13 protein-coding genes are annotated in these 20585 nt (G+C 76.1%); 7 read left to right on the forward strand and 6 right to left on the reverse strand.

Going from position 1 to position 20585, the window contains the following annotated elements:
• The 4 genes from VKZ81_RS15155 to VKZ81_RS15170 form a co-directional block, all read left to right on the forward strand.
• Positions 1-700: DUF5753 domain-containing protein (locus tag VKZ81_RS15155; RefSeq protein ID WP_324242194.1), on the forward strand; the 700-nt coding region annotated here is incomplete at its 5' end.
• A gap of 20 nt (positions 701-720) precedes the next feature.
• Positions 721-933 (forward strand): DUF397 domain-containing protein, encoded by a 213-nt coding sequence (locus tag VKZ81_RS15160; protein ID WP_324242195.1) that lies wholly within the window; start codon positions 721-723, stop codon positions 931-933.
• Between the two features lie 98 nt (positions 934-1031).
• Positions 1032-5075, forward strand: coding sequence for an nSTAND1 domain-containing NTPase (locus tag VKZ81_RS15165; protein ID WP_324242196.1), 4044 nt, complete (start codon positions 1032-1034; stop codon positions 5073-5075).
• Entirely contained in the window at positions 5072-9145 is a 4074-nt protein-coding gene (locus VKZ81_RS15170) for an nSTAND1 domain-containing NTPase (RefSeq protein ID WP_324242197.1), read from the forward strand. Before VKZ81_RS15165 ends, VKZ81_RS15170 begins: the two co-directional genes overlap by 4 nt.
• Here the strand turns inward: VKZ81_RS15170 and VKZ81_RS15175 are convergent.
• The 3 genes from VKZ81_RS15175 to VKZ81_RS15185 are packed head-to-tail and all read right to left on the reverse strand — an operon-like array spanning position 9070 to position 13540.
• A complete protein-coding gene (locus VKZ81_RS15175; protein WP_324242198.1) occupies positions 9070-11619 on the reverse strand; it encodes a bifunctional lysylphosphatidylglycerol flippase/synthetase MprF in 2550 nt (849 codons plus the stop codon). The two genes, VKZ81_RS15170 and VKZ81_RS15175, sit on opposite strands and share 76 nt — an antisense overlap.
• Positions 11616-12920: an alpha/beta hydrolase gene (locus VKZ81_RS15180; RefSeq protein ID WP_324242199.1), complete on the reverse strand. Its 1305-nt coding sequence runs from the start codon at positions 12918-12920 to the stop codon at positions 11616-11618. Before VKZ81_RS15180 ends, VKZ81_RS15175 begins: the two co-directional genes overlap by 4 nt.
• A 59-nt stretch (positions 12921-12979) precedes the next feature.
• Entirely contained in the window at positions 12980-13540 is a 561-nt protein-coding gene (locus tag VKZ81_RS15185) for a TetR/AcrR family transcriptional regulator (protein ID WP_324242200.1), read from the reverse strand.
• Positions 13541-13632: 92 nt separating this feature from the next.
• On the opposite strand from VKZ81_RS15185, the gene VKZ81_RS15190 reads away from it, so the two are divergent.
• Positions 13633-13923: an antibiotic biosynthesis monooxygenase gene (locus VKZ81_RS15190; RefSeq protein WP_324242201.1), complete on the forward strand. Its 291-nt coding sequence runs from the start codon at positions 13633-13635 to the stop codon at positions 13921-13923.
• A complete protein-coding gene (locus tag VKZ81_RS15195) occupies positions 13920-15359 on the forward strand; it encodes an FAD-dependent oxidoreductase (RefSeq protein ID WP_324242202.1) in 1440 nt (479 codons plus the stop codon). Before VKZ81_RS15190 ends, VKZ81_RS15195 begins: the two co-directional genes overlap by 4 nt.
• Before the next feature lie 185 nt (positions 15360-15544).
• Here VKZ81_RS15195 and VKZ81_RS15200 read toward each other — a convergent pair whose 3' ends face one another.
• The 3 genes from VKZ81_RS15200 to VKZ81_RS15210 are packed head-to-tail and all read right to left on the reverse strand — an operon-like array spanning position 15545 to position 17268.
• Complete coding sequence (locus VKZ81_RS15200; RefSeq protein WP_324242203.1) at positions 15545-15937, reverse strand: hypothetical protein; 393 nt, start codon at positions 15935-15937, stop codon at positions 15545-15547.
• 40 nt (positions 15938-15977) lie between these two features.
• The gene (locus tag VKZ81_RS15205) at positions 15978-16685 is read right to left on the reverse strand and encodes a zf-HC2 domain-containing protein (protein ID WP_324242204.1); all 708 of its coding nucleotides are present in this window, start codon (positions 16683-16685) and stop codon (positions 15978-15980) included.
• Entirely contained in the window at positions 16678-17268 is a 591-nt protein-coding gene (locus tag VKZ81_RS15210) for a sigma-70 family RNA polymerase sigma factor (RefSeq protein ID WP_324242205.1), read from the reverse strand. The genes VKZ81_RS15205 and VKZ81_RS15210 overlap by 8 nt, the downstream gene beginning before the upstream one ends.
• Before the next feature lie 292 nt (positions 17269-17560).
• On the opposite strand from VKZ81_RS15210, the gene VKZ81_RS15215 reads away from it, so the two are divergent.
• Positions 17561-20521, forward strand: coding sequence for a bifunctional [glutamine synthetase] adenylyltransferase/[glutamine synthetase]-adenylyl-L-tyrosine phosphorylase (locus tag VKZ81_RS15215; RefSeq protein ID WP_414709385.1), 2961 nt, complete (start codon positions 17561-17563; stop codon positions 20519-20521).
• Positions 20522-20585 lie beyond the last annotated feature (64 nt).

The following is a 20585-nucleotide window of genomic DNA, read 5'->3' on the forward strand; positions in this document are numbered from 1 at the left end:
CCACCAGGGCGTCGACGTGCACCTGGTGCGGAGCATGCTCGACCTGTTCGACGTCGGCGGCGACCGCTGGACCGAGATCATCCAGCTCACCCGGGAGGCCGGCGCCAAGGGCTGGTGGCGCGCGTACGGGCTGGACGACAAGGGCTACCTGCCCCTCGAGTCGGAGGCCAGCTCGGTGCGGGACTTCACCGTGACCTACGTCCCTGGCCTTCTGCAAACCGAGGACTACGCGCGTGCCCTGTTCGAGGCTTCGCTGACGCCCCGCACCGCGGAGACCATCGAGCGAGACGTGCAGGTCCGGATGATCCGGCAGCGCCGGCTGACTTCCTCGACCGATCCGATCCAGCTGTTCGCGGTCATCGACGAGCCGGTGTTGTACCGCCCCGTGGGCGGACCGGCGGTGATGAACGCCCAGCTCCGCCACCTCGTCGCCGCCGCGGCGTTCGACTCGGTCGAGCTCCAGGTGCTGCCGACGGGCATCGGCGCTCACCCGGCCATGGGTGGCGCCTTCACGATCCTGAGCTTCGACGGGCTGGGGGAGCCGGACATGGGCTACGTCGAGCATCCGATGGGAGCGGTGCACGTCGACAAGGAGGAGGACGTCGCCCGGGCTAGGCTGGTGTTCGACCGGCTGCGCTCGGTGGCGCTGGACCCGGCCGAATCGGTCGCGCTGATCGAGCGGGTGGCCGCGCAGATGTAGTCGACCGCGAGAGGTGCTCCATGACCACCCCGGACCCCGCCGGCATCGTCTGGCGGAAGAGCAGCTTCAGCGGCAGCGGGGGGAACGGCGACGGCTGCGTCGAGGTCGCGTTCGTGCCGGCCGGGGTCGCGGTCCGGGACACCAAGGACCGGGCGCGGCAGCCGCACGTCCACTCCGCGGCCGCGTGGCGGGCGTTCCTCGCCGGGGTGCGGGCCGGCGAGTTCGAGGGCTGATCCCGCCCTCGACGACCTGGTGATCGTCAGGCCCGGGCGCCACCGGTGACGCCGACCCGGCCGCTGCTTATGCTGCTGGTCGGGGGATCCAGATGACCATGACGGCGCCTTCGCCGGTGCTGGCCGCTGCCGTCGCGCGCGTGTGGCACGAGCGGGTGGGCGTGGTCGGCGGCGCGTTCGTCGTCGGGCCCGACGTGGTCGCCACGTGCGCGCACGTGGTCGCCGAGGCGATCGACGCCGACCCGTACGCCCCCGAGGCCCCCACCGCGACCGTCCGCCTGGACTTCCCGCTGGCCGGCGGCGAGGCCGGGCCGGTGGACGCGGTCGTGGAGCGCTGGGCACCGATCCGCGACGACGGCTCCGGCGACATCGCGCTGCTGCGGCTGGCCGCGCCCGCCCCGGCGCGGGTGCCGCCGGTGCGCCGGATCGAGCGGCTGTGGGGTCACGGCTTCCGCGTGCTCGGGTTCCCCGAGGGCCGCGCCGACGGGGTCTGGACGAGCGGGACGATCCGCGGCGAGCAGGGCACCCGCTGGTTCCAGCTGCACACCGACGCCGGGGAGCCGCGGGTGGAGCCGGGGTTCTCCGGCACCCCCGTGTGGGACGCCGCCTCCGGTGCGGTGGTCGGCATGACCGTCGCCGCCATCAGGGGCGACGACACCGCCGCGGCGTACCTGATCCCGATCGACGCCGTCTTCGCGTTGGACCAGGACCTGGTGCCCTGCCCCTACCCGGGGGCGCGGCCGTTCGACGCCGAGCTCGCCGCCTACTTCCACGGCCGCGACGCCGACATCGCGCGCCTGGTCGAGGCCGTGGCGCGGCAGCCGCTCGTCGCGGTGGCCGGGCCGTCGGGGGTGGGCAAGTCGTCGCTGGTCTGCGCCGGCCTGCTGCCCCGGCTGCGGGCCGCGGGCACCCCGGTCGTCGAGTGCCGCCTCGACGCGGACCCGATCGGGAACCTGCTCGCGGCCGTCGCCGACGCGGCGCCGGGCACGGTCGTCGTCCTCGACCAGTTCGAGGAGCTCGCCACGCTCGCCCCGCAGACCGCGGGCGCGCTGCTGGACGAGCTGATGGCCCGCACGAGCACCGGCCGGGTCCGGGCGGTGCTGACGCTGCGCTGGGCGGCGTTGGAGCGCCTCGAGCCCCGTCTGACCGCCGCGCTCGACGCGGCCACGGTGCAGGTGGCCCCGCTCGGCCGGGCCGGCTTGCGGGAGGCGATCGTCGGGCCCGCAGAGCACGCGCCCGGCCTCACGTTCGACGACGGCCTGGTGGACCGCATCCTCGACGACGCGGGCACCGAGCCCGGGCAGCTGCCGCTGGTGGCCGCGCTGCTCGCCGACCTGTGGGACCACCGCGAGGGCGGCCGCGCCACGCTGCGCGGCTACCTCGCGTGCGGCGGGGTCGCGGGCGCGCTCGCCCAGCACGCCGACCGGGTCGTCGACTCGCTCTCCGCCGACGAGGCGACGCTGCGCAGGCTGTTCACCGCGCTGGCCGAGCCCGGCCGGGACGAGCGCTTCGTCCGGCGCCCGGTGCTGCTGCGCGACCTGACCGACGAGCAGCGCAGGCTCGCGGAGGCGCTCGCCGACCACCGCCTGCTCGTCGTCACGAAGGACACCGTCGAGCTGGCCCACCAGGCGCTCATCGAGCACTGGCCGCGGCTGCGCGACTGGCTGACCGCCGACCGCGAGTTCCTGTCCTGGCTCGCCGGGCTGCAGGAGCGGCGCCGCCGCTGGGAGGCCGACGACCACGACGAGGGCGCCCTGCTGCGCGGAGCCCCGCTCGCCGCCGCCGCGGAGTGGCTGGCGTCCCGCGCCGACGACCTGGCCCCCGCCGACCGGGAGTACGTGCGGCGGGGCGTCGCCCTGCAGCGCCGCAGCACCCGCAGGCGGCGCGCGCTCACCGCCGTGCTGGCGGTGCTGCTGCTCGTGGTCGGGTCGCTGTCGGTGCTGGCGCTGCAGCGCCGCGACGTCCTGGCCGGCCAGCTCGCCAGCGCGAACGCCGGCCTCATCGGGCGGGAGGCGCTCGCCCGGATCCCCACGGACCCGGCGCTCGCCGGGCAGCTGGCGCTCGCCGCGTGGCGGTCCGACCCGCGCGACCCGACCGCCCGCGAGGCGCTGGCCCGGACCTACCTGGGCCTGCGCGGCGCCGACGCGGAGATCGCGGGCGTGAGCGCCGAGCCGGTGGAGGGCATGGTCGTGCGCGGGGACGCGGCCGTGCTCTACACGACGCCGCCCGTCCTGCTCACCGGCCTGTCCGGCCCGGAGCCCCGGCGGCACGAGCTCACCGACCTGCCCCCGGGCAGCGGGGCGCCGATCCCGAGCCCGGACGGCCGCCGGTTGGCTGTCGGGATGACCGACCGGCCGGTCGTGCTGGTGCGCGACCTCACCGGGCGGCAACCCGACCTGGAGCTGCCCGGCGCGCCGGGCACCAGCGTGTCCGCGCCCGTGTTCGCGCCGGGCGGTGAGCTCCTGATGTGGTTCGAGGTGCCCCGGGCGCAGCCGGCGCGGGTGCGCCTGTGGGACCTGCGCCGCAACGCGGAGATCCCCAACGGGATCGGCCCGCTCCCCGCCGACGTGACGTGGGGGTGGCCCACCGACGACCCCGGCCGGGTGCTGCTGCGGCACGGCACGTTCGGCCAGGACGGGACCCGGCTGGTGGCGCGGTCGGTGTCCGACGGCAGCGAGCTCGCGGCCTACCCCGAGGGCACGTCGGTCGCCCCGGACGGCGGCGCGCTCGTGCGCCTCGAGGAGGACCCGGAGGTGCGCCGGCCCGCGACCGTCGTCGTCGAACCGCCCGCGGGCGGGGCGCCCGCCCGGCGGCTGGCGACGCGCGACGTCACCGTCGCGTGGACGCGGCTGTCGTCCGACGGCCGCTGGCTGCTCGAACGGCCCGCGGTCCGCGGCACGGACTTCCAGGTGCTGCGGATGACCGCGCTCGACACCGGCGAGGTGCGGCAGGTGACGATCCCGGCCGTCCCCGAGGCCGACGCGTCGACCGGCTCCGACGACCGGCTGAAGGCGGCGGCGAGCCTCGGCGTGGTCTCGACGGGCGGCAGCACGTGGCTCCTGCTCGCCCAGGGCACCTCGGTGCTGCGGTTCGCCACCGAGCCGGTGGTCGACGAGCCCGGGTGGGACTACGTGATCAGGGACAGCTTCCACGGCACCGTCGTCACCCGGCACCGCACCGGGGACAGCACCGGGTTCGTGGTCCGGGACCAGCGGACCGGGCAGCGGCTCGGCGAGCTGAGCGGGCTCGACCCGCGCACGCTGGTCGTGGTGTACGAGGACACCTTGTGGACGATGGTGCCGGTCCCCGGCGCGTGGGAGATCGGCCAGTACGCGTTCCCGACCCTGCAGCTCACCACTTCGTGGCGCGTCCCGGACCGGGCACCGCCCAACCCCGACCCGCCCTTCGGGCACGTCCCGATCGACCTCGTGGCCGACGGCGACCAGGTGGTGATCGCGAACGGCGGCCACCTCTCCGCTCACGACCGGGCGACCGGCCGACCGCTCGGCAGCCCGGTGCGGCTCGGCGACACCCCCGAGGTGACGGGCTACCTCGCCGAGCGCGCACGGCTGTGGGAGCGCCCGGGGCACCCCGGCCAGGTGGCGGTGAACGTCTCCGGGCGCATCGAGGTGTGGGACGTGCCGTCGGGACGGCTGGTCGGCTCGGTCGACGTGTTCACGGAGGGCGGACCGGTGTTCGACCCGTCCGGGACCCGGATGGCGGTGCCGAACCGGGACCGCGCGATCGAGGTGTGGGACGTCGACCGGGGCGTGCCGGCCCGTCCGCCCATCGCGCTGCCGGAGCAGCCGACCGAGCTGGTGGCGTTCCAGCCCGACGGCTACCTGGTGGTGCGGGTGGGGTTGAACGGCCCCGAGCCGTACCGGCTGGTCTTCGTCGATCTCGCGAGTGGCCGCGAGTCGGGGGTGATGAGGCTGACCAACGACATCGGCGCCCGGGACCCGGAGGGGCGGACGGTGGGGCTGCGCACCACGTCCTCGGACGGGGGACAGAACCCGGAGGAGCTGCAGCTCACCGCGGACGGGTGGCGGGACGCGCTGTGCGGCGTGGCCGCCCGGCCGTTCACCCCCGCCGAGCGGGCGCTGCTGCCCGAAGGCACCGACCCGACCCCGCCGTGCTCGTGAGCCCCCGGGGATCGGTCTTCCGCGAGCACACCGACCTCGCGGGGGCGCACCTGCGGGTGTGGTCGGGCGCGGGCGAGGTCACCGGCGCCGCGTTCCCGATCGGCCCCGACCTGGTGGCGACGGCGGCCCGAGCCGCCGGGCCGGATACCCCGGTGTGGCTGGACTTCCCGCTGCTGCGCGACGAGGACGGTGCACCGCTGCGGGTCGGGGCGGCGGTCGAGCAGGTCCGGCCCGGCGGCGTCGCGCTGCTGCGGCTGCGCGGAACCGCCCCCGACGACGCCCGCGTGCCGCCGCTGCAAGCGGTCGACCCGGTCGACGGCAGCCCGTTCCAGGTGCTCGGCTACCCGGAGGGCCTCGTCGACGGTGTGTGGTCGGCCGGGACGGCGCGCGTCGACGCCGACCGGCGCATCCGCCTGGAGACAGACCCCGGGGAGCACCCCCTCGACGGCGGGTTCGCCGGCGCGCCGGTGTGGCACGCGGGCGGCGGCGCGGTGATGGGCCTCGCCGTGCTCGACGAGCGCGGCGCCCGGCTCGTGCCCATCGAGGAGGTCCTCGGCGCCGACCCCGCGGCGCTGCCCTGCCCCTACCAGGGGCTGCGCCCGTTCGACGAGGAGCACGCCGACGTCTTCTTCGGCCGCGACGACGAGATCGACCGCCTCGTCGACGCCGTCGACCGGTTGCCCGTCGTCGCGGTGACCGGACCGTCGGGGGTGGGGAAGTCGTCGCTGGTCCGGGCCGGGTTGTTGCCCCGGCTGCGGGCGCGGGGCCTGCAGGTCGTGGACCTGCCGATCACGCCGGGCGCCGGGGGCGCACCGGCCCTCGACGACGTGCCCGGTCCCGGCCGGGTGATCGTCGCCGACCAGTTCGAGGAGCTGGCGGCGGCCGACCCGGCGTCGGCCCGGCGGCTGCTCGAGTCGATCGTGCGGCTCACCCGCGACGGCGGCGACGCGCCGCGGGCGGTGCTCACGCTGCGCTGGTCCACCCTCGACGAGTTGCTCACACCCGAACTGGCCGAGCCCCTGCACTCGGGGCGGCTGCTCGTGGCGCCGATGGACCGGGACCGGTTGCGCGAGACGATCGTCCGCCCGGCCCGCCTCGCCCCGGGGCTGGTGTTCGAGCAGGGGGTGGTCGAGCGCATCCTCGACGACACCGCCAGCGAACCGGGGCAGCTCCCGCTGGTCGAGTCACTGCTCACCGAGCTGTGGGAGCGCCGCGACGGCGGCTACCTCACGCTGGCCGCCTACACCGAGGCGGGCGGCGTGGCCGGGGCGCTCGCCCAGCACGCCGAGCGCGTGATCGGCGGCATCACCGACGGTGCGGACGGCGACCTCGACGCGCTGCGCCGGCTGTTCACCGCGCTGGCCCGGGTGGATCGGGCCGAGCGGTTCACCCGCCGCGCGGTCCGGCTCGACGCGCTGCCCGCTGCCGAGCGGTCGCTGGTCCCGGTGCTGGTCGCCGGGCGGCTGTTGGTGACCCGCCCCGCCCCCGACGGCGCCGGCGAGCTCGTGGAGCTCGCCCACCAGGCGCTCATCGAGCACTGGCCGCGGCTGCGCACCTGGCTCACCGAGGACCGCGACTTCCTCGTCTGGCGCGGCGACCTCGCCGCGCAGCGCGAACGCTGGGAGGCCGAGGGTCGCGACGAGGCCGCGCTGCCGCGCGGTGCGGCGCTCGCGGCGGCGACCGGCTGGCTCGACGCGCGCGGCGAGGAGCTGCCGGCCGCCGACCGCGACTTCGTGCGCCGCGGGATGGCCCGCCAGCGCCGGGACGTCCGCCGCGGCCGGCTGGTCAACGCCGTGCTCGCCGTGCTCGTGCTCGGCGCGGCGACCCTGGGCGTGACGACCGTTTCCAGCGGCAACCGGATCGCCGAGCAGCTGGCCTCCGCCAACGCCGACGCGATGGGCAACGAGGCGCAGGCCATGGCCCCGAGCGACAGCGCGGCCGCCACCCAGCTCGCGTTGGCCGCGTGGCGGTCCGACCCGCGCAACCGGGCTGCGCGCACCGCGCTCGCCCGGTCGTACCTGTCGATGCGGTCGGTGCAGGCGGAGCTGCCCGGGGTCACGCCGACGCCGATCCAGGCGCTGTCGGTCGTCGGCGACACCGCGTTCGTCGACACCGCCCCGGGGCTGACGGCGATCGTCGGGGTCACCGGGCCCGACCCGGTGACGCGCGTGCTGCGGACCCCCGACGACCCCGTGGGCGACGCCGCGGTCAGCCGCGACGGGCGCTGGTTCGCCGACGTCGGCCCGGACGGTCGGATCCGGGTGCGCGACCTGGTCGCGGGCGAGCCGCCCCAGACCCTGCCCGGCCGGCCGACGGGCCGTCCCGGAGACGTGACCAGCCCCCGGTTCCTCGGCGACGGGAGCCGCCTCGCCTGGCTGGTGAAGGGCGCCTCCGGGGAGCAGAACATCGTGGTCCGGGACGTGCGCACCGGCGTCGACGAGCCCCACCGGATCGGGCCGCTGGCCCCCGGCGAGCGGTTCGACCTCCACGCCACCGACGACCCCGACCTGGTGGTGCTGCGCTACAGCCCCGTGCCTCTCGCGAGCACGACCCGGGTCGTGACGCGGTCGCTCTCCGACGGGTCGGAGGTCGCCGTGTTCCCGGCCGGCTCCGAGCCGACCCGGCACGGTGTCGTCTCCTGCGTCCCGCTCGAGTCGGCCGGTTTCGGGGGACCCACCGCCGAGGTGGCGCTCACCCCGTTCCGCGGTGGAGCGCCGGTGCGGCGGATCCCCGTCAACGACCCCTCCGGCTGCACCGCCGTGCGCCTGTCCGGCGGGTGGCTGGTCGAGGCCGACGCCGCGGTCGGCGACGAGGAGCCGTACACGCTCACCGCCCTCGACACCGGCGAGCGCAGGCGGGTCACCGTGCCGCGGAGGCACACACCGGTGAGCTTCGCGCCGTACCCGCTCGCACCGACCGAGCGCATGGTCGTGACGCGCGAGACCGGTGAGCCGACCGTGCTGCTCGCGCACGGCACCTCGGTGCTGCGGGTGGCCACCGAGCCGGCCGAGCCCTCGGAGCCGTCGACGGACGAGGGCGCGCTCGTCGGAACCACCCCCGACCACCGGGTCCTGTTCAAGGGCGGACGGGTGCGCGTGCTGGAGCGGGGCACCGACCGCGAGGTCGCCGCGCTGGCCCTGCCGCAGGGCGCCGCCCCCGGGATCACGGACGAGAAGCGGCTCTGGGTGCTGCACCCGGTCGGTGGTGGCGCGATCGACATGACCGCGTACGAGCTGCCCGCGCTGCGCCGGCTGGTCGGGTTCCGGCTCCCCGCCCGCTCCGACGCGCCACCGCTGCAAGGCGACCTGCGCGGCCCGGTCTCGTACGTCCGCGAGCGGGTGGACGGCCGGGAGCGCCTGCTGTTCTTCAGCGACGGGATGCTCTCGAGCTGGGACGCCGCCACCGGGGAGCCGTTGAGCGAACCGGTCCCCGTCGGAGGCACCGACGCCGTCCGCGCGTACCGGCTCGAGGCGCACCTCTACGATCGCCCCGGCCACCCCGGTCAGGTCGCGGTCGCCCTGCACGATCGACCGGTGGAGCTGTGGGACGTGCCGTCCGGGCGGCTGCTCGGCACGATCCCGACGCAGCTCAACACCGACCTCACCCGCCTCGGCTACGACGTGCTGGCCTTCGACCCCACCGGCACCCGGATCGTCACGCTCGCGGCGGGCCGGACGATCCAGGTCTGGGACCTCGACGCCGCGGCGCCGGCCCGCCCGCCGATCGCCGCCCCGCGCGTCGACGAGATCGCGGGGTTCGACGCCGAGGGCCACCTGGTGGTGCTCGATCGCAGCGATTCGGACCCGACGCTGATCACGATCGACCTCGACACCGGACAGGAGATCAGCAGCGTCACGCCGCGCCTGCGGTTCGCCCGCCTCACCGAGGACGGCCGCGCCGCCGTGCTGGAGAACCTGTCGGGGACCGAGCGGGTCGAGTTCCCGCTGGACGCGCGGGCGTGGGCCGACGAGCTCTGCGCGCGGCTCGGCCGCCCCTACACCCCGGCCGAGGCGGACCGGCTCCCCGCGGGCGCCGACCGCGACCCGCCCTGCCCGGACGGCGGCGCCTGACGCAGGCGCGCGAGCAGCCGGGCCGACTGGCGGGCCGTCACGTCCGGCAGGTAGGCGCGGGCGATCGCGAGCCCGATCGCGGGCAGCGCCGCCGGGTCCGGGTAGCACAGGTACAGCGGCCGGTACTCCGGTTGGAACTTCGCCTTGAACGCGAGCAGCGACCGGAACCCGTACACCGGTTCGAGGGCGTGGCCGATGACGTCGAGCACGCGCTGGAGGGCCGCGGGCTGCTCGCCCCGGTCGAGGCGGGCGAGCGGCGCCCCGGACAGGCTCAGGAACCGGGCGTCCTCGTCCTGGAACCGCTGCACGGCCGAGGCGATGAGGAATTCCATGACGCCGCGGAAGCCGGTGTCGCGGCGGCGCATGAAGTCCAGCGTCCAGCCGATCACCTCGCCGTCGCGGTGCACCGGCAGCCAGCTGGTGACCCCGTGCACGGTGCGGTCGGCGTCGACGGCGAGCAGGCAGCGCACCTCGGGGTCGGCGAGCTCGTCGAGGCCGCCGAGGGTGAAGCCCATCTCGGGCAGCCCCTTGTCGGCCACCCACTCCTCGCTGATCGCCCGGATCTGGTCGGTGATGGCGAGCGGGGCGTCGGCGTAGCGGATCCACTCGGCGGTGATGCCCGCCTTCGCGGCCCGGTTCAGCGCGGTGCGCACGTCCTGCCACTTCTTGCCGGTGAAGCGCAGCTCCGGCAGCGCCAGCACGGTCTCCTCGGCCACCTGCACCGAGCTCCAGCCCAGCGCGTCGCACGCCTTCCGGGTGCCCTCGGCGACGCTGTAGAACGCGGGCGTCCAGCCGTGCTCGCGGCAGTACGCGGCGAACTCACCGACGGTGTCCGCGGTCGGCGCGCCGATCGGGTCGGCGGTGGTGAGCGCGACGGAGCCGATCACGCGGTGCGCGACGGCCGCCCGACCGCTCGCGTCGAACCAGTAGGAGTTGCCGGGCCAGGTCGCGAGCCAGGCGAGGGTGGAGCCGCCCCGGCGGGCCAGCGCCTTCGCCCGCTCGGCGTCGCGGGCCGCGGGGTCGGCGCGCGGGCGGCGGAACGCCACGAACAGCGCGGCGGCCACGAACAGCCAGAACACGACGCCGGTCCACTCGAACACCAGGGTGGCGAGGTAGCCCTGGGGGAGGAAGCCCGGCTCGACCTCCCCGAGGTAGCCCGGCGGGAGGTACCGCAGCGGCAGGTCGGCGAGCAGCTGCCCGGTGGTGGGCGGCCGGTCGAACTGGCCCGCGATCGCCCGGCCGAGGAGGACGTAGATCGCGCTCAGGGCGGCGAGCACGCCGAGCGAGCCGAGCAGCACCCGGCGGTAGGTGCCCGCCGGGGCGCGCACCGCGAACCGGTCGCGCGTGCACCACAGGAGCACCGCGACGGCGAGCGGGAGCAGCGGCGGCAGCGCCAACCCGAGCGCGCGGCGGGCGCCGGGTGCGGCCTGGTAGACGATCAGCTGCTCGTACGGGATGGCCGCCACCAGCGCGGCGAGCAGGCCGCCGAGCGCGGCGAGCACGAGGTTCAGCACGATGCCGACCACGAGCGCGCCGCGCCTGCCCCGGCGCAGGCCGTCGGCGACGACGAGCAGCAGCAGCACCGGGACCACGGACGCGAGCGCCGGGCCGACCCCGAACAGGCGCACCCGGGCCTGCAGGTCGCGGCACAGGTCGGCGTCGCCGGTGGCGCAGATCTGCTGGACGGTCGCGGCGTCCGGCGGCGGGGAGAGCACCACGAACTGCAGCACCGAGAGCGGGCCGATCGGGGAGCGCGAGACGGCCGCGACGAGCGGGCCGAGCGCCGACACGGCGACGACCAGCGCGACGAGCACACGCAGCTCGGTGCGGCTGGCCGGCCCCGGGTGCCGGTCCGGCGGGGCGAGCAGCCGCCCGACGCCGAGCCCGACCAGCCCGGAGCACAGCATGACGACGTCGCTCAGCTCGCCCGAGTACGCCACCAGCATCACGAGCGTGGCGAGCAGGAGCAGTCGCAGCCGGCGCCGCCACAGCGCGGTCAACATGCTGCTCACCGCGAGGGTGAGCCCGATGGCGCCGGGTGCGGCACCCACCACGACCTGGGTGGCGAGGTCGCCCGGCCAGCCGCCGCCCCGCGTCGCGGCCGAGCCCGCCGCGACCAGGCCGAGCGCGAGGAGCGTGCCGGCGAACTGCGTGCCGACCAGCAGCGCGGCGGTGCGGGCCGCACCGATCCGCGGCTCGGCGATCGCCCCGCCGAGGAGCACCAGCGCCGTGGTCAGCAGCGCCGCGCCGAGGCTGCCCCACCACAGCAGCGCCGACAGCGGGGTCCACCAGCGGCCGGCGGCGAACTGCCCGACCCCGGCGCCGACCCGCTCCAGCAGCCTGCCGTCCGGGCCGGCGGGGAGGCTGCGGGTGGCGAGGCCGTACGCCCACACCAGCGCGACGAACCCGACCGACAGCGGCGCCCGCCGAACCATCCGTCCGACGGCGCGGGCGAGCCCGGACAGCCGGGTCACGGCGTGATCCCCAGCCGCGTCGCCAGCCACGGCAGGGCGTCGGTGAGACCGGGGCCCCACACCTCGAACGTGTGCCCGCCGGGCTCGACCCGCAGCTGCACGTCCATGCCCGCCGCCCGGCAGGCGTCGAACACCCGCTGGGCCTGCGGACCGTACTCGGTGTCGTCGCGGCCGGCGACGAGGAAGCCCGCCGTGCCGGGGAACGCCTTCCCGGCGAGCACGTCGAGCGGGTTGACCGCGGCGAACGCGGCATCGTCCCCGCCGAACGCGGCCCGGACGGTGGTGGCGCGGTCGCCCAGCGTGGGCTCGGCCTCGCCGGAGATGTCCAGGAACGTGGGGTAGACCTGCGGCGCGGTCACGGCCATCTGCAACGCGCACGTGCCGCCCGCGGAGAGCCCGCCGATCGCCCACGCGGCCGCGTCCGGATCCACCTGGAGGTTGCCGCGGATCCACGCGGGGACGTCGACCGACAGGTAGGTCGCGACGTTGCCGAGCCGGGAGTCCATGCACAACGGGTCGGCCAGCGGGCCGCCGAGGTTATCGGGCAGCACGACCACGGGCGCGAGGCCGTCGTGGGCGGCGGCGAAGGCGTCCATGCGCTCGGCGAGCCGGCCGCCGTTCAGCCAGTCGTCCGGCGAGCCGGGCTGGCCGGACAGCAGCACCAGCACCGGAAGTTGCGCGCGCGGCCGCGCCAGGTAGGCGGGCGGCAGGTACAGCCACGCGGGCCGCGCCGCGAAGCCCGAGGCGGTGCCCGGGATCGGCATCTCGGCGACGACACCGGTGGCGGGCAGCCCGGGGGGCGGACGCCACACCGCCGACAGCGGCTGCCCCGGCGGGGCGGCGACGACCTGCTCGCGCGCCGCGACCTGCGCGAACGGCACCTCGTTCGGGGCGGGCAGCCCCATCGCGCTGCGCAATGTCGGAAAGGCCCCGTACGCGGCGTTCACCCATTGCAGGCAGGCCGCGGTCACGAGCAGCACCGCCAGCAGGGCGCCCACGCGGCCCGGCGCGCGCCGCCCGCGCATCCCGCACGCGGCCAGTCCGATCGCCGCGAGCACCGCGCCGGCGAGGAGCAGCACCGGGACCGGGAGCGGGTCGGGGAACGGCTGCCACACGAGGTCCACCAGCACCGCCAGCAGCGCGGTGAGCGCGGCCGCGACCAGCACGACCGCGGGCACCGTGCGCGTCCACCACCGGTGGGAGCGGCGGGCGAGCAGGAAGGCCGCCGCGGCGACGCCCGCGACGACGAGGGCGAGCTGGAGCGGCCCGCTCGAAAGCGGCGCGTCGAGCAGCCCGGCCACGGCTGAAGAGCCTGTCACCGGGGGCGGGTGCGGTCAGCCGCCGTCCGCAGCAGGGGTGGTCAGCCGCCGGCCCCGGTCAGGTAGCGCTGGAGCGTGGGCGCGATCCACCCGACGATCTCGTCCGGCGCCATCGCGACGATCGGCGGCAGCCGCAGGACGTAGCGGCACAGGGCCGTACCGAGGGCCTGGGTGGCGACCAGGCCGGCGCGGGCCGGTGCGGTGGCCGGGTCGCCGGTGAGCGCGGCGATGTGCGGCACCAGCTGGCGGGCGAAGATCGACCGCATCCGCTCGGCCGCGTCCTCGTCGGTGGTGGCCGTGCGCAGCAGGATCCGCAGGCCGTCGTCGCCCTCCCAGCGGTCGAGCAGGTGCGCGGCGAGGAGGTGGCCCGCGTGCCCGGGCGGGGCGCCGGTGAGGTCGGGCAGCCGGAGGTCGAACTCCGCGGCGCGGGCGAACAGCTGCCGCTTGCTGCCGAAGTAGCGCATCACCATCGACGGGTCGACGCCCGCGTCCGCCGCGATGGCGCGCACGGTCGCCCGGTCGTACCCGTCGGCGGCGAAGCGGGCCCGGGCGGCGCCGAGGATCGCCGCGCGGGCGGGGAGCGAGCGGTCGGTGAACGGCATGCCCAGATTCTAGTCAACAAGTGTTGGCAAACGGTCGTTCTGCGCCTACAGTCGTTGGCCAACAGTAGTTGGCAAACGGATCGGGAGTGATCATGCCGCACGTGCTCGTCCACCAGCGCATCGAGGAGTTCGACCGCTGGAAGGAGGTGTTCGACCGCCTCGCGCCCGCCCGTGCCGCCGCGAGCTGCCGCAGCACCGCCCTCTTCCGCAACCTCGAAGACCCGCACGAGGTCGTCGTGCTGTTCGACTTCGCCGACCTGGCGCTCGCCCGGGAGCACATGACCAGCCCCGAGCTGCGCGCCGCGTGGCGCGACGCCGGGGTCACCGACCCCGGGACCCGCACGATCCTCGGCGCGGTCGAGGTCGACGGGGGTGCGCGATGAGCGGGACGACCGACGTGGTGGTGGTCGGCGCCGGGCCGACCGGGCTGCTGATCGCGGGCGACCTCGCCGCCGCGGGCGTGCGGGTGACCCTGCTGGAGCGGCGCACCACCGGGTCGACCCTGACGCGGGCGTTCGTCGTGCACGCCCGCACGCTCGAACAGCTCGACGCCCGCGGCCTGGCCGATCAGCTGATCGCAGGCGGCACGAAGGTCGACCACTTCCGGCTGTTCGGCAGCGTCTCGGTCGACCTGACCCCGCTGCCGAGCCGGTTCCCGTTCATGCTCGTCACGCCGCAGTACGAGGTGGAGCGGGCGCTCACCGACCGCGCGCTCGCCGCCGGCGTGACCCTGCTGCGCGGCGCGGAGGTCCGCGGTGTGCGCCAGGACGCCGACGGCGTCGAGGTCACCCACGTGATCGACGGCGCCGAGCACGCGGTGCGCGCGGCGTACCTCGTCGGCGCCGACGGGCACCACAGCCGCGTCCGCGGCGCGCTGGGGCTGGGGTTCCCGGGCGAGGCCGTGGTGCGCTCGCTCGTGCTCGCCGACGTGCGCATGACCGACCCGCCGTCCGAGCAGCTCACCGTGGACGGCAACGCCGACGGGTTCTGCTTCGTCGTGCCCTTCGGCGACGGCTGGTACCGGGTGATCGCCCGGGACCGCCGCCGCGAGCTGCCCGACGACGCCCCCGTCGAGCTCACCGAGATCGCGTCGGTCGCCCGGGGGGTGTTCGGAACCGACTTCGGCATGCACGACCCCCGCTGGATGTCGCGGTTCCACAGCGAGGAGCGGCAGGCCGAGCGCTACCGGGTGGGCCGGGTGTTCCTCGCGGGCGACGCCGCGCACGTGCACTCGCCCGCCGGCGGCATGGGGATGAACACGGGGCTGCAGGACGCCGCCAACCTGGGCTGGAAGCTCGCGGCGGCGGTGCGGGGCCGCGGCGGCGACGAGCTGCTCGACACCTACCACGACGAGCGCCACCCGGTCGGCCGGGTGGTGCTGCGCATGAGCGGCGGGCTGCTGCGTGCGGCGCTGCTGCGCTCGCGGTTCGCCAGGGCGCTGCGCAACCTGGCCTTCCCGGCGGCGTTCGCCGTGCCGCCGATCGGGGCGGCCGTCCGGTTGCGCCAGAGCGGCATCGGCATCGCCTACGGCCGGCCGCGCGGGGCGCACCGGCTGGTCGGCACCCGGGCCCCCGACGTCACCGCGGCCGACGGGACGCGGCTGTACGAGGCGCTGCGCGGCGGCCGGTTCGTCCTCGTCGCGCCGCCCGACTTCGCCGTGCCCGACGGGGTCGCCGCGCACGTCGTGCCCGGCATGGGCGCTGCGGCGCTGGTGCGCCCCGACGGCTACGTGGCCTGGGCCGGGCAGACCCCCGACGGCCTGCCCGAGGCGCTGCGGCGCTGGGGCGCCGCGCCCGCCCTCCCGCGAGTCGCGCGCTGAGCACGGGCGAGTCGCGGTCTGGGTGTGGGCGAGTCGGGGTCTGGGTGTGGGCGAGTCGGGGTCTGGGTGTGGGCGAGTCGCGCGCCGGGTGCGCGCCAGCCGGGCTCGCAGGCCCCTCGTCACAGCATGGCCACCTTCACGCCACCGGATGGCATGAAGGCGGCCGTGCTGCAAGCGGGCAGCCGTCAGACGCCGTGCGGCCGGGGCAGCGGGCGCGGGTTCGGCTTCGGCGGCGCGGTGTTCTGCGGCGCCGGCGGGATCTCGTCGATCCAGAAGTGGGTGACCTTCCCCTCGCGCCGGGGGCAGGACGCGTACCGCTGGCCGTTGCGCTCCGAGTAGTTCGTGTAGTGGTGCGCCTTCGTCCGGGCGCACTGGACGCCGAGCCGCCACTGGCCCCTGTGGTCGGCCGAGCACCAGCCCCCGGCCGTGTAGGCGTCGACCCGGTGCGTCGAGCAGCTGGCGACCGCGGCGGCGGGCGCCGCCGCGCTGCCGGCGGACGCCTGCGCCGTGCCCGCGGTACCCAGCCCGAGGCAGGCGACGGCGAGTGCGATGGCGCTGCCTGCGGTGGCGATGCGCATGACGGTTCTCCCTTCTCCTTCATCTCCCCTGTGCCGGGGCTCACGCTGAGGCCCCGACCAGCTCCTGGCCCGTCGGCGTCACGACGTGCACCGACGCGATGTCCGAGACGCCGACGGCGGCGGCGCCCTCCAGCCCGACCCCGCCTGGCGGCTCGTTCTGCGGGGCGGTCCAGCTCATCGCGATCTCCTCGGTGCCGTCGTGCGCCCGCACGACGAGCCGGCACTTCTGCCCCGGCCGGACCCCGCCGACCTTGGCGGCGAGCTGGACCCACCCGGCACGGGGCGTCACGCGGACCGCCATCCGGGCGCCCGTGCGGCCGTCGGCGGCGGACAGGTGCAGGTCCGCGGGCCGGGCGGACCCGGGGACCGCGGCGAACGTGCCGGCCGGCCCCCCGCCCGGCTGCCCGAGGTGCACCGCCGTGCCGGTGCCGACCGAGATCATCAGCACCACGACGGCCGCCCCGCCGATGCGCCGGAGGAGGTTGCGCCGCTGCCGGGCCCGCTCGGCGGAGACGGTGCGCAGCACCCTGCGCAGCAGGAGGTCGCCGCCCTCCGGCGGGCCGTCGACGAACGCCTCGGGAGGGATCGCGCCGAGCAGCCCGAGCAGGTCCTCCGTCGCCGCGCGGGAGCGCCGGCAGGCCGGGCAGTCCGCGAGGTGTGCCTCGAACGCTTCCTGTTCCGCCTGGTCGAGGACGCCGAGGCAGTACAGCTCGACCGGGCCGTGTTCGTCGGTCTCGAGATCACGCATTGACGCACCTGCCCGCGTGCGAGTCGTGCTGTGGGTGGTCGGCGATGACGGCGCTGCGCAGCGAGCGGAGCGCGCCGGCGAGCCGCGACCGCAGGGTCGCGTCGGGAATGCCGAGCTTGCGGGCCACGTCCACCGGTCGATTCCCGTTGAAGTAGACCTCGACGAGGACTTCCCGGTGGTGCGGCGGCAGCCCGTTGATCGCACCCAACACGGTGACGGAATTGGCCACCTGATCCCCGTGGTCGCCCGTGACCGGGGTCGTCATCGCCGATTCCGCAATTTCCCGGGGTCGGGCCGACCGGGCGCGGATCCGGTCGACCACGATATTGCGGGCGACGGTCAGCAGCCACGCGCGAACGGCGTCCGATCCGGCCAGCCGGTCGGCGTTGCGCCAAGCGCGCAGCAGCGTCTCCTGGACCACGTCCTCGGCGGCGAAGCGGTCGTCGGTGAGCCGGGTCGCGTACGCGAGCAGGCTGCGGCCGTGCTCCTGGTAGAGGGAACGCAGGAAGTCCTCGTCCCCGGCCGGTCCGTGACGGACCGCCGCCGGCGCGAGGCCCGGTCCGGCGCCTGCCCCCCGAATCATGCGCGCTTACCTCTCATGCGATTCCGTGCCTGCCGCGTGCGTCGTGGGGAAGAACGGGGCCACATCGCGATATCGGGATGGATGTGATGCGGAACACATCCGACCGAATGCCGGAGAACACGACGAAAGCGGGCGATCGCCCGTGGATTCACGCTTGCGATGCCCGCCCGTTCGAATGTCGGGATCCGATCGTAGGCGGGTGTCGTCCGTTGTCATTGAAATCGGGTGCACACCGCTTGTCGGCGCGTGCACGCGCGACCCGCACTGTCGGCGGCCGCGCCGGCGGGGCAGGATCGAACCCGTGACGCGCACCGGCACATCGCTCGCACGGCTGGGGCTCACGGAACCGTGGGCGGAGCCGACGGTCACCGGGTTGGGCTGGTGGGCGGGGGACCGGCCGGCCGAGGGCGCCGAGGCGATCATGTGGGCCCTCGGTCGCAGCCCGGACCCCGACCTCGCCCTCCGTGCGCTCGAACGCCTGCTCACCGCCGCCCCGGACCGGGCCGAGCTGGACGCCGCCCTGCGCACCGACCAGGTGCTGCGCGGCCGCCTGATCTCGCTGCTCGGCAGCTCCACGGCGCTGGGCGACCACCTGGTGACCCACCCGGACCGCTGGCACCGGCTCACCGCGTCCGCACCTCCGCCGGGGAAGGGCGCGAAGGAGGCGATCCTGCGGGCGGTCGGCGTCGGCGGCGACGTGCTCACCGGTGCCGACGCCGTCGCCGCGCTGCGCCTGGCCTACCGCGACGAGGTGCTGGCGCTCGCGGCCGCCGACCTCGCCGCCGTCGCCGAGCCGGACCTCCCGGTGCTCGACGTCGCCGACGTGGCCGCCCACCTGTCCGACCTCGCCGACGCGGCGCTGCAGGCTGCCTACGCCGTCGCCGCCGCTGAGGTCGGGCCGGCCGGGCGGCTCGCCGTGATCGCCATGGGCAAGTGCGGCGGGCGCGAGCTGAACTACGTCAGCGACGTCGACGTGGTGTTCGTCGCCGAACCCGCCGACCAGCAGACCACCCGCCTGGCCAGCAGGCTCATGCGGATCGCCGGGGAGGCCTGCTTCCAGGTCGACGCGAACCTGCGGCCGGAGGGCAGGCAGGGCGCGCTGGTCCGCACGCTCGACGGGCACCTGACCTACTACAAGCGGTGGGCGAAGACCTGGGAGTTCCAGGCCCTGCTCAAGGCGAGGCCGGTGGCGGGCGACCCCGAGCTGGGGGCCGCCTACGCCGAGGCCGTCGCCCCACTCGTGTGGAGCGCGTCGGGCCGCGAGGACTTCGTCGCCGAGGTGCAGGCGATGCGCCGCAGGGTGGAGGAGCACATCCGGCCCGACCACGCCGACCGCGAGCTGAAGCTGGGCGCGGGTGGACTGCGCGACGTCGAGTTCGCGGTGCAGCTGCTGCAGCTCGTGCACGGCCGCACCGACGAGGCGCTGCGCTCACCGTCCACCCTCGACGCGCTCGCGGCGCTGTCCCGTGGCGGGTACGTCGGCCGGGAGGACGGGGCCAACCTCGCCGCCTCCTACCGGTTCCTGCGCCTGTTGGAGCACCGACTCCAGCTGCAGCGGATGCTGCGCACCCACCTCATGCCGCCCGCCGACGACGTCGACGCCCGCCGCAAGCTGGCCCGCGCGGCCGGTCTGCGCCCGGACGGGCGCCACGACGTGGTCGGGGTGCTCAACGCGGAGTGGTCACGCACCGTGATGCGGGTGCGGCGGCTGCACGAGAAGCTGTTCTACCGGCCGCTGCTGCAGGCGGTGTCCCGGCTGCCGGTCGACCAGGTGCGGCTGTCGGAGAAGGAGGCCGCAGCCCGCCTCGCCGCCCTGGGCTGGGCCTCGCCCGAGGGGGCGCTCGGGCACCTGCGCGCGCTCACCTCCGGCGTCTCCCGGGCCGCGGCGATCCAGCAGACGCTGCTGCCGGTGCTGCTCGACGAGCTGGCCCGCAGCCCCGACCCCGACCGCGGCCTGCTCGCCTACCGGCGCGTGTCGGAGGCGCTCGCCCAGACGCCGTGGTACCTGCGGCTGCTGCGCGACGAGGGGCTGGTCGCGGAGCGGCTGATGCGCCTGCTCGGCACGTCGGCGCTGGTGCCGGATCTGCTCGTGCGCGCCCCCGAGGTGCTGCGGCTGCTCGCCGCGCCCGGGCCGGGGCAGCGCGACGAGCTGCGCCGCGACCCCGCCGAGTTCGCCGCCGCGCTGCGCACCACCGTCGCGCGGCAGCACGACCCCGACGGCGCTGCCGCCACCGCGCGCTCGCTGCGCAGGCACGAGCTGCTGCGCGTGGCGGCCGCGGACCTGCTCGGCCTGCTGGACGTCGAGGAGGTGTGCGCCGCGCTCAGCTCGGTGTGGGTGGCGGTGCTGCAGGCGACCCTCGACGCGGTGCTGCGCGCGGCCGGCCCGGGACCGGCGCGGCTCGCCGTCATCGGGATGGGCAGGCTCGGCGGGGCCGAGCTGGGCTACGGCAGCGACGCCGACGTGCTCTTCGTCTGCGAGCCGGTGGGCGGGGCGAGCGACCACGAAGCCGCCACCTGGGCGACCGGGATCGCCGAGACGGTCCGGCGCAAGCTCGCCGCCCCCAACCCCGACCCGGCGCTGATCATCGACGCCGACCTGCGGCCCGAGGGCCGCTCCGGCCCGCTGGTGCGCACGCTCGACTCCTACCGCGCCTACTACGCGCGCTGGTCCCAGCCGTGGGAGGCGCAGGCGCTGCTGCGCGCGACGGTGGTCGCGGGCGACGAGGACCTGGGGACCCGGTTCCTGCACATGGTCGACCCGATCCGGTACCCGCCCGACGGGATCGACGCCGCCACCGTCACCGAGATCCGGCGGATCAAGGCCCGCGTCGACGAGGAGCGGCTGCCGCGGGGCGCGGACCGCAGCACCCACACCAAGCTCGGCCACGGCGGGCTCGCCGACGTCGAGTGGACGGTCCAGCTGCTGCAGATGCAGCACGCGGGTGACGTGCCGGAGCTGCGCACGACCTCCACGCTGGAGGGGCTGCGCGAGGCCGCCGAGGCGGGTCTGCTGCGGCGCGAGGACGCCGAGGAGCTCGCGGCGGGCTGGCGGATGGCCACCCGCGCGCGCAACGCCGTGATGCTGGTGAAGGGCAAGCCGGGCGACCAGCTGCCGCGCTCGGGGCGGGAGCTCGCGGCGGTGGCCGCCGCCCTCGGCTACCCGGCCGACGACCCCGGCGTGTTCCTGGACGACTACCGCCGCACCACCCGTCGGGCCCGCGCGGTGGTGGAGCGGGTGTTCTACGGCTGGTAGCCGAAGTTCAGGAAAGCCACATTCACGAAGCGTCGCTTCATGAATGTGGCTTTCCTGAACGTGC

This window comes from Pseudonocardia sp. (assembly GCF_035305885.1).
GTDB lineage: Bacteria > Actinomycetota > Actinomycetes > Mycobacteriales > Pseudonocardiaceae > Pseudonocardia.

Bases quoted from the DNA above. Each gene is read 5' to 3' on its own strand.
- VKZ81_RS15160 (WP_324242195.1), top strand. From the start codon at position 721: ATGACCACCCCGGACCCCGCCGGCATCGTCTGGCGGAAGAGCAGCTTC.
- VKZ81_RS15165 (WP_324242196.1), top strand. From the start codon at position 1,032: ATGACGGCGCCTTCGCCGGTGCTGGCCGCTGCCGTCGCGCGCGTGTGG.
- VKZ81_RS15185 (WP_324242200.1), bottom strand. From the start codon at position 13,540: ATGCCGTTCACCGACCGCTCGCTCCCCGCCCGCGCGGCGATCCTCGGC.
- VKZ81_RS15190 (WP_324242201.1), top strand. From the start codon at position 13,633: ATGCCGCACGTGCTCGTCCACCAGCGCATCGAGGAGTTCGACCGCTGG.
- VKZ81_RS15195 (WP_324242202.1), top strand. From the start codon at position 13,920: ATGAGCGGGACGACCGACGTGGTGGTGGTCGGCGCCGGGCCGACCGGG.
- VKZ81_RS15200 (WP_324242203.1), bottom strand. From the start codon at position 15,937: ATGCGCATCGCCACCGCAGGCAGCGCCATCGCACTCGCCGTCGCCTGC.
- VKZ81_RS15205 (WP_324242204.1), bottom strand. From the start codon at position 16,685: ATGCGTGATCTCGAGACCGACGAACACGGCCCGGTCGAGCTGTACTGC.
- VKZ81_RS15210 (WP_324242205.1), bottom strand. From the start codon at position 17,268: ATGATTCGGGGGGCAGGCGCCGGACCGGGCCTCGCGCCGGCGGCGGTC.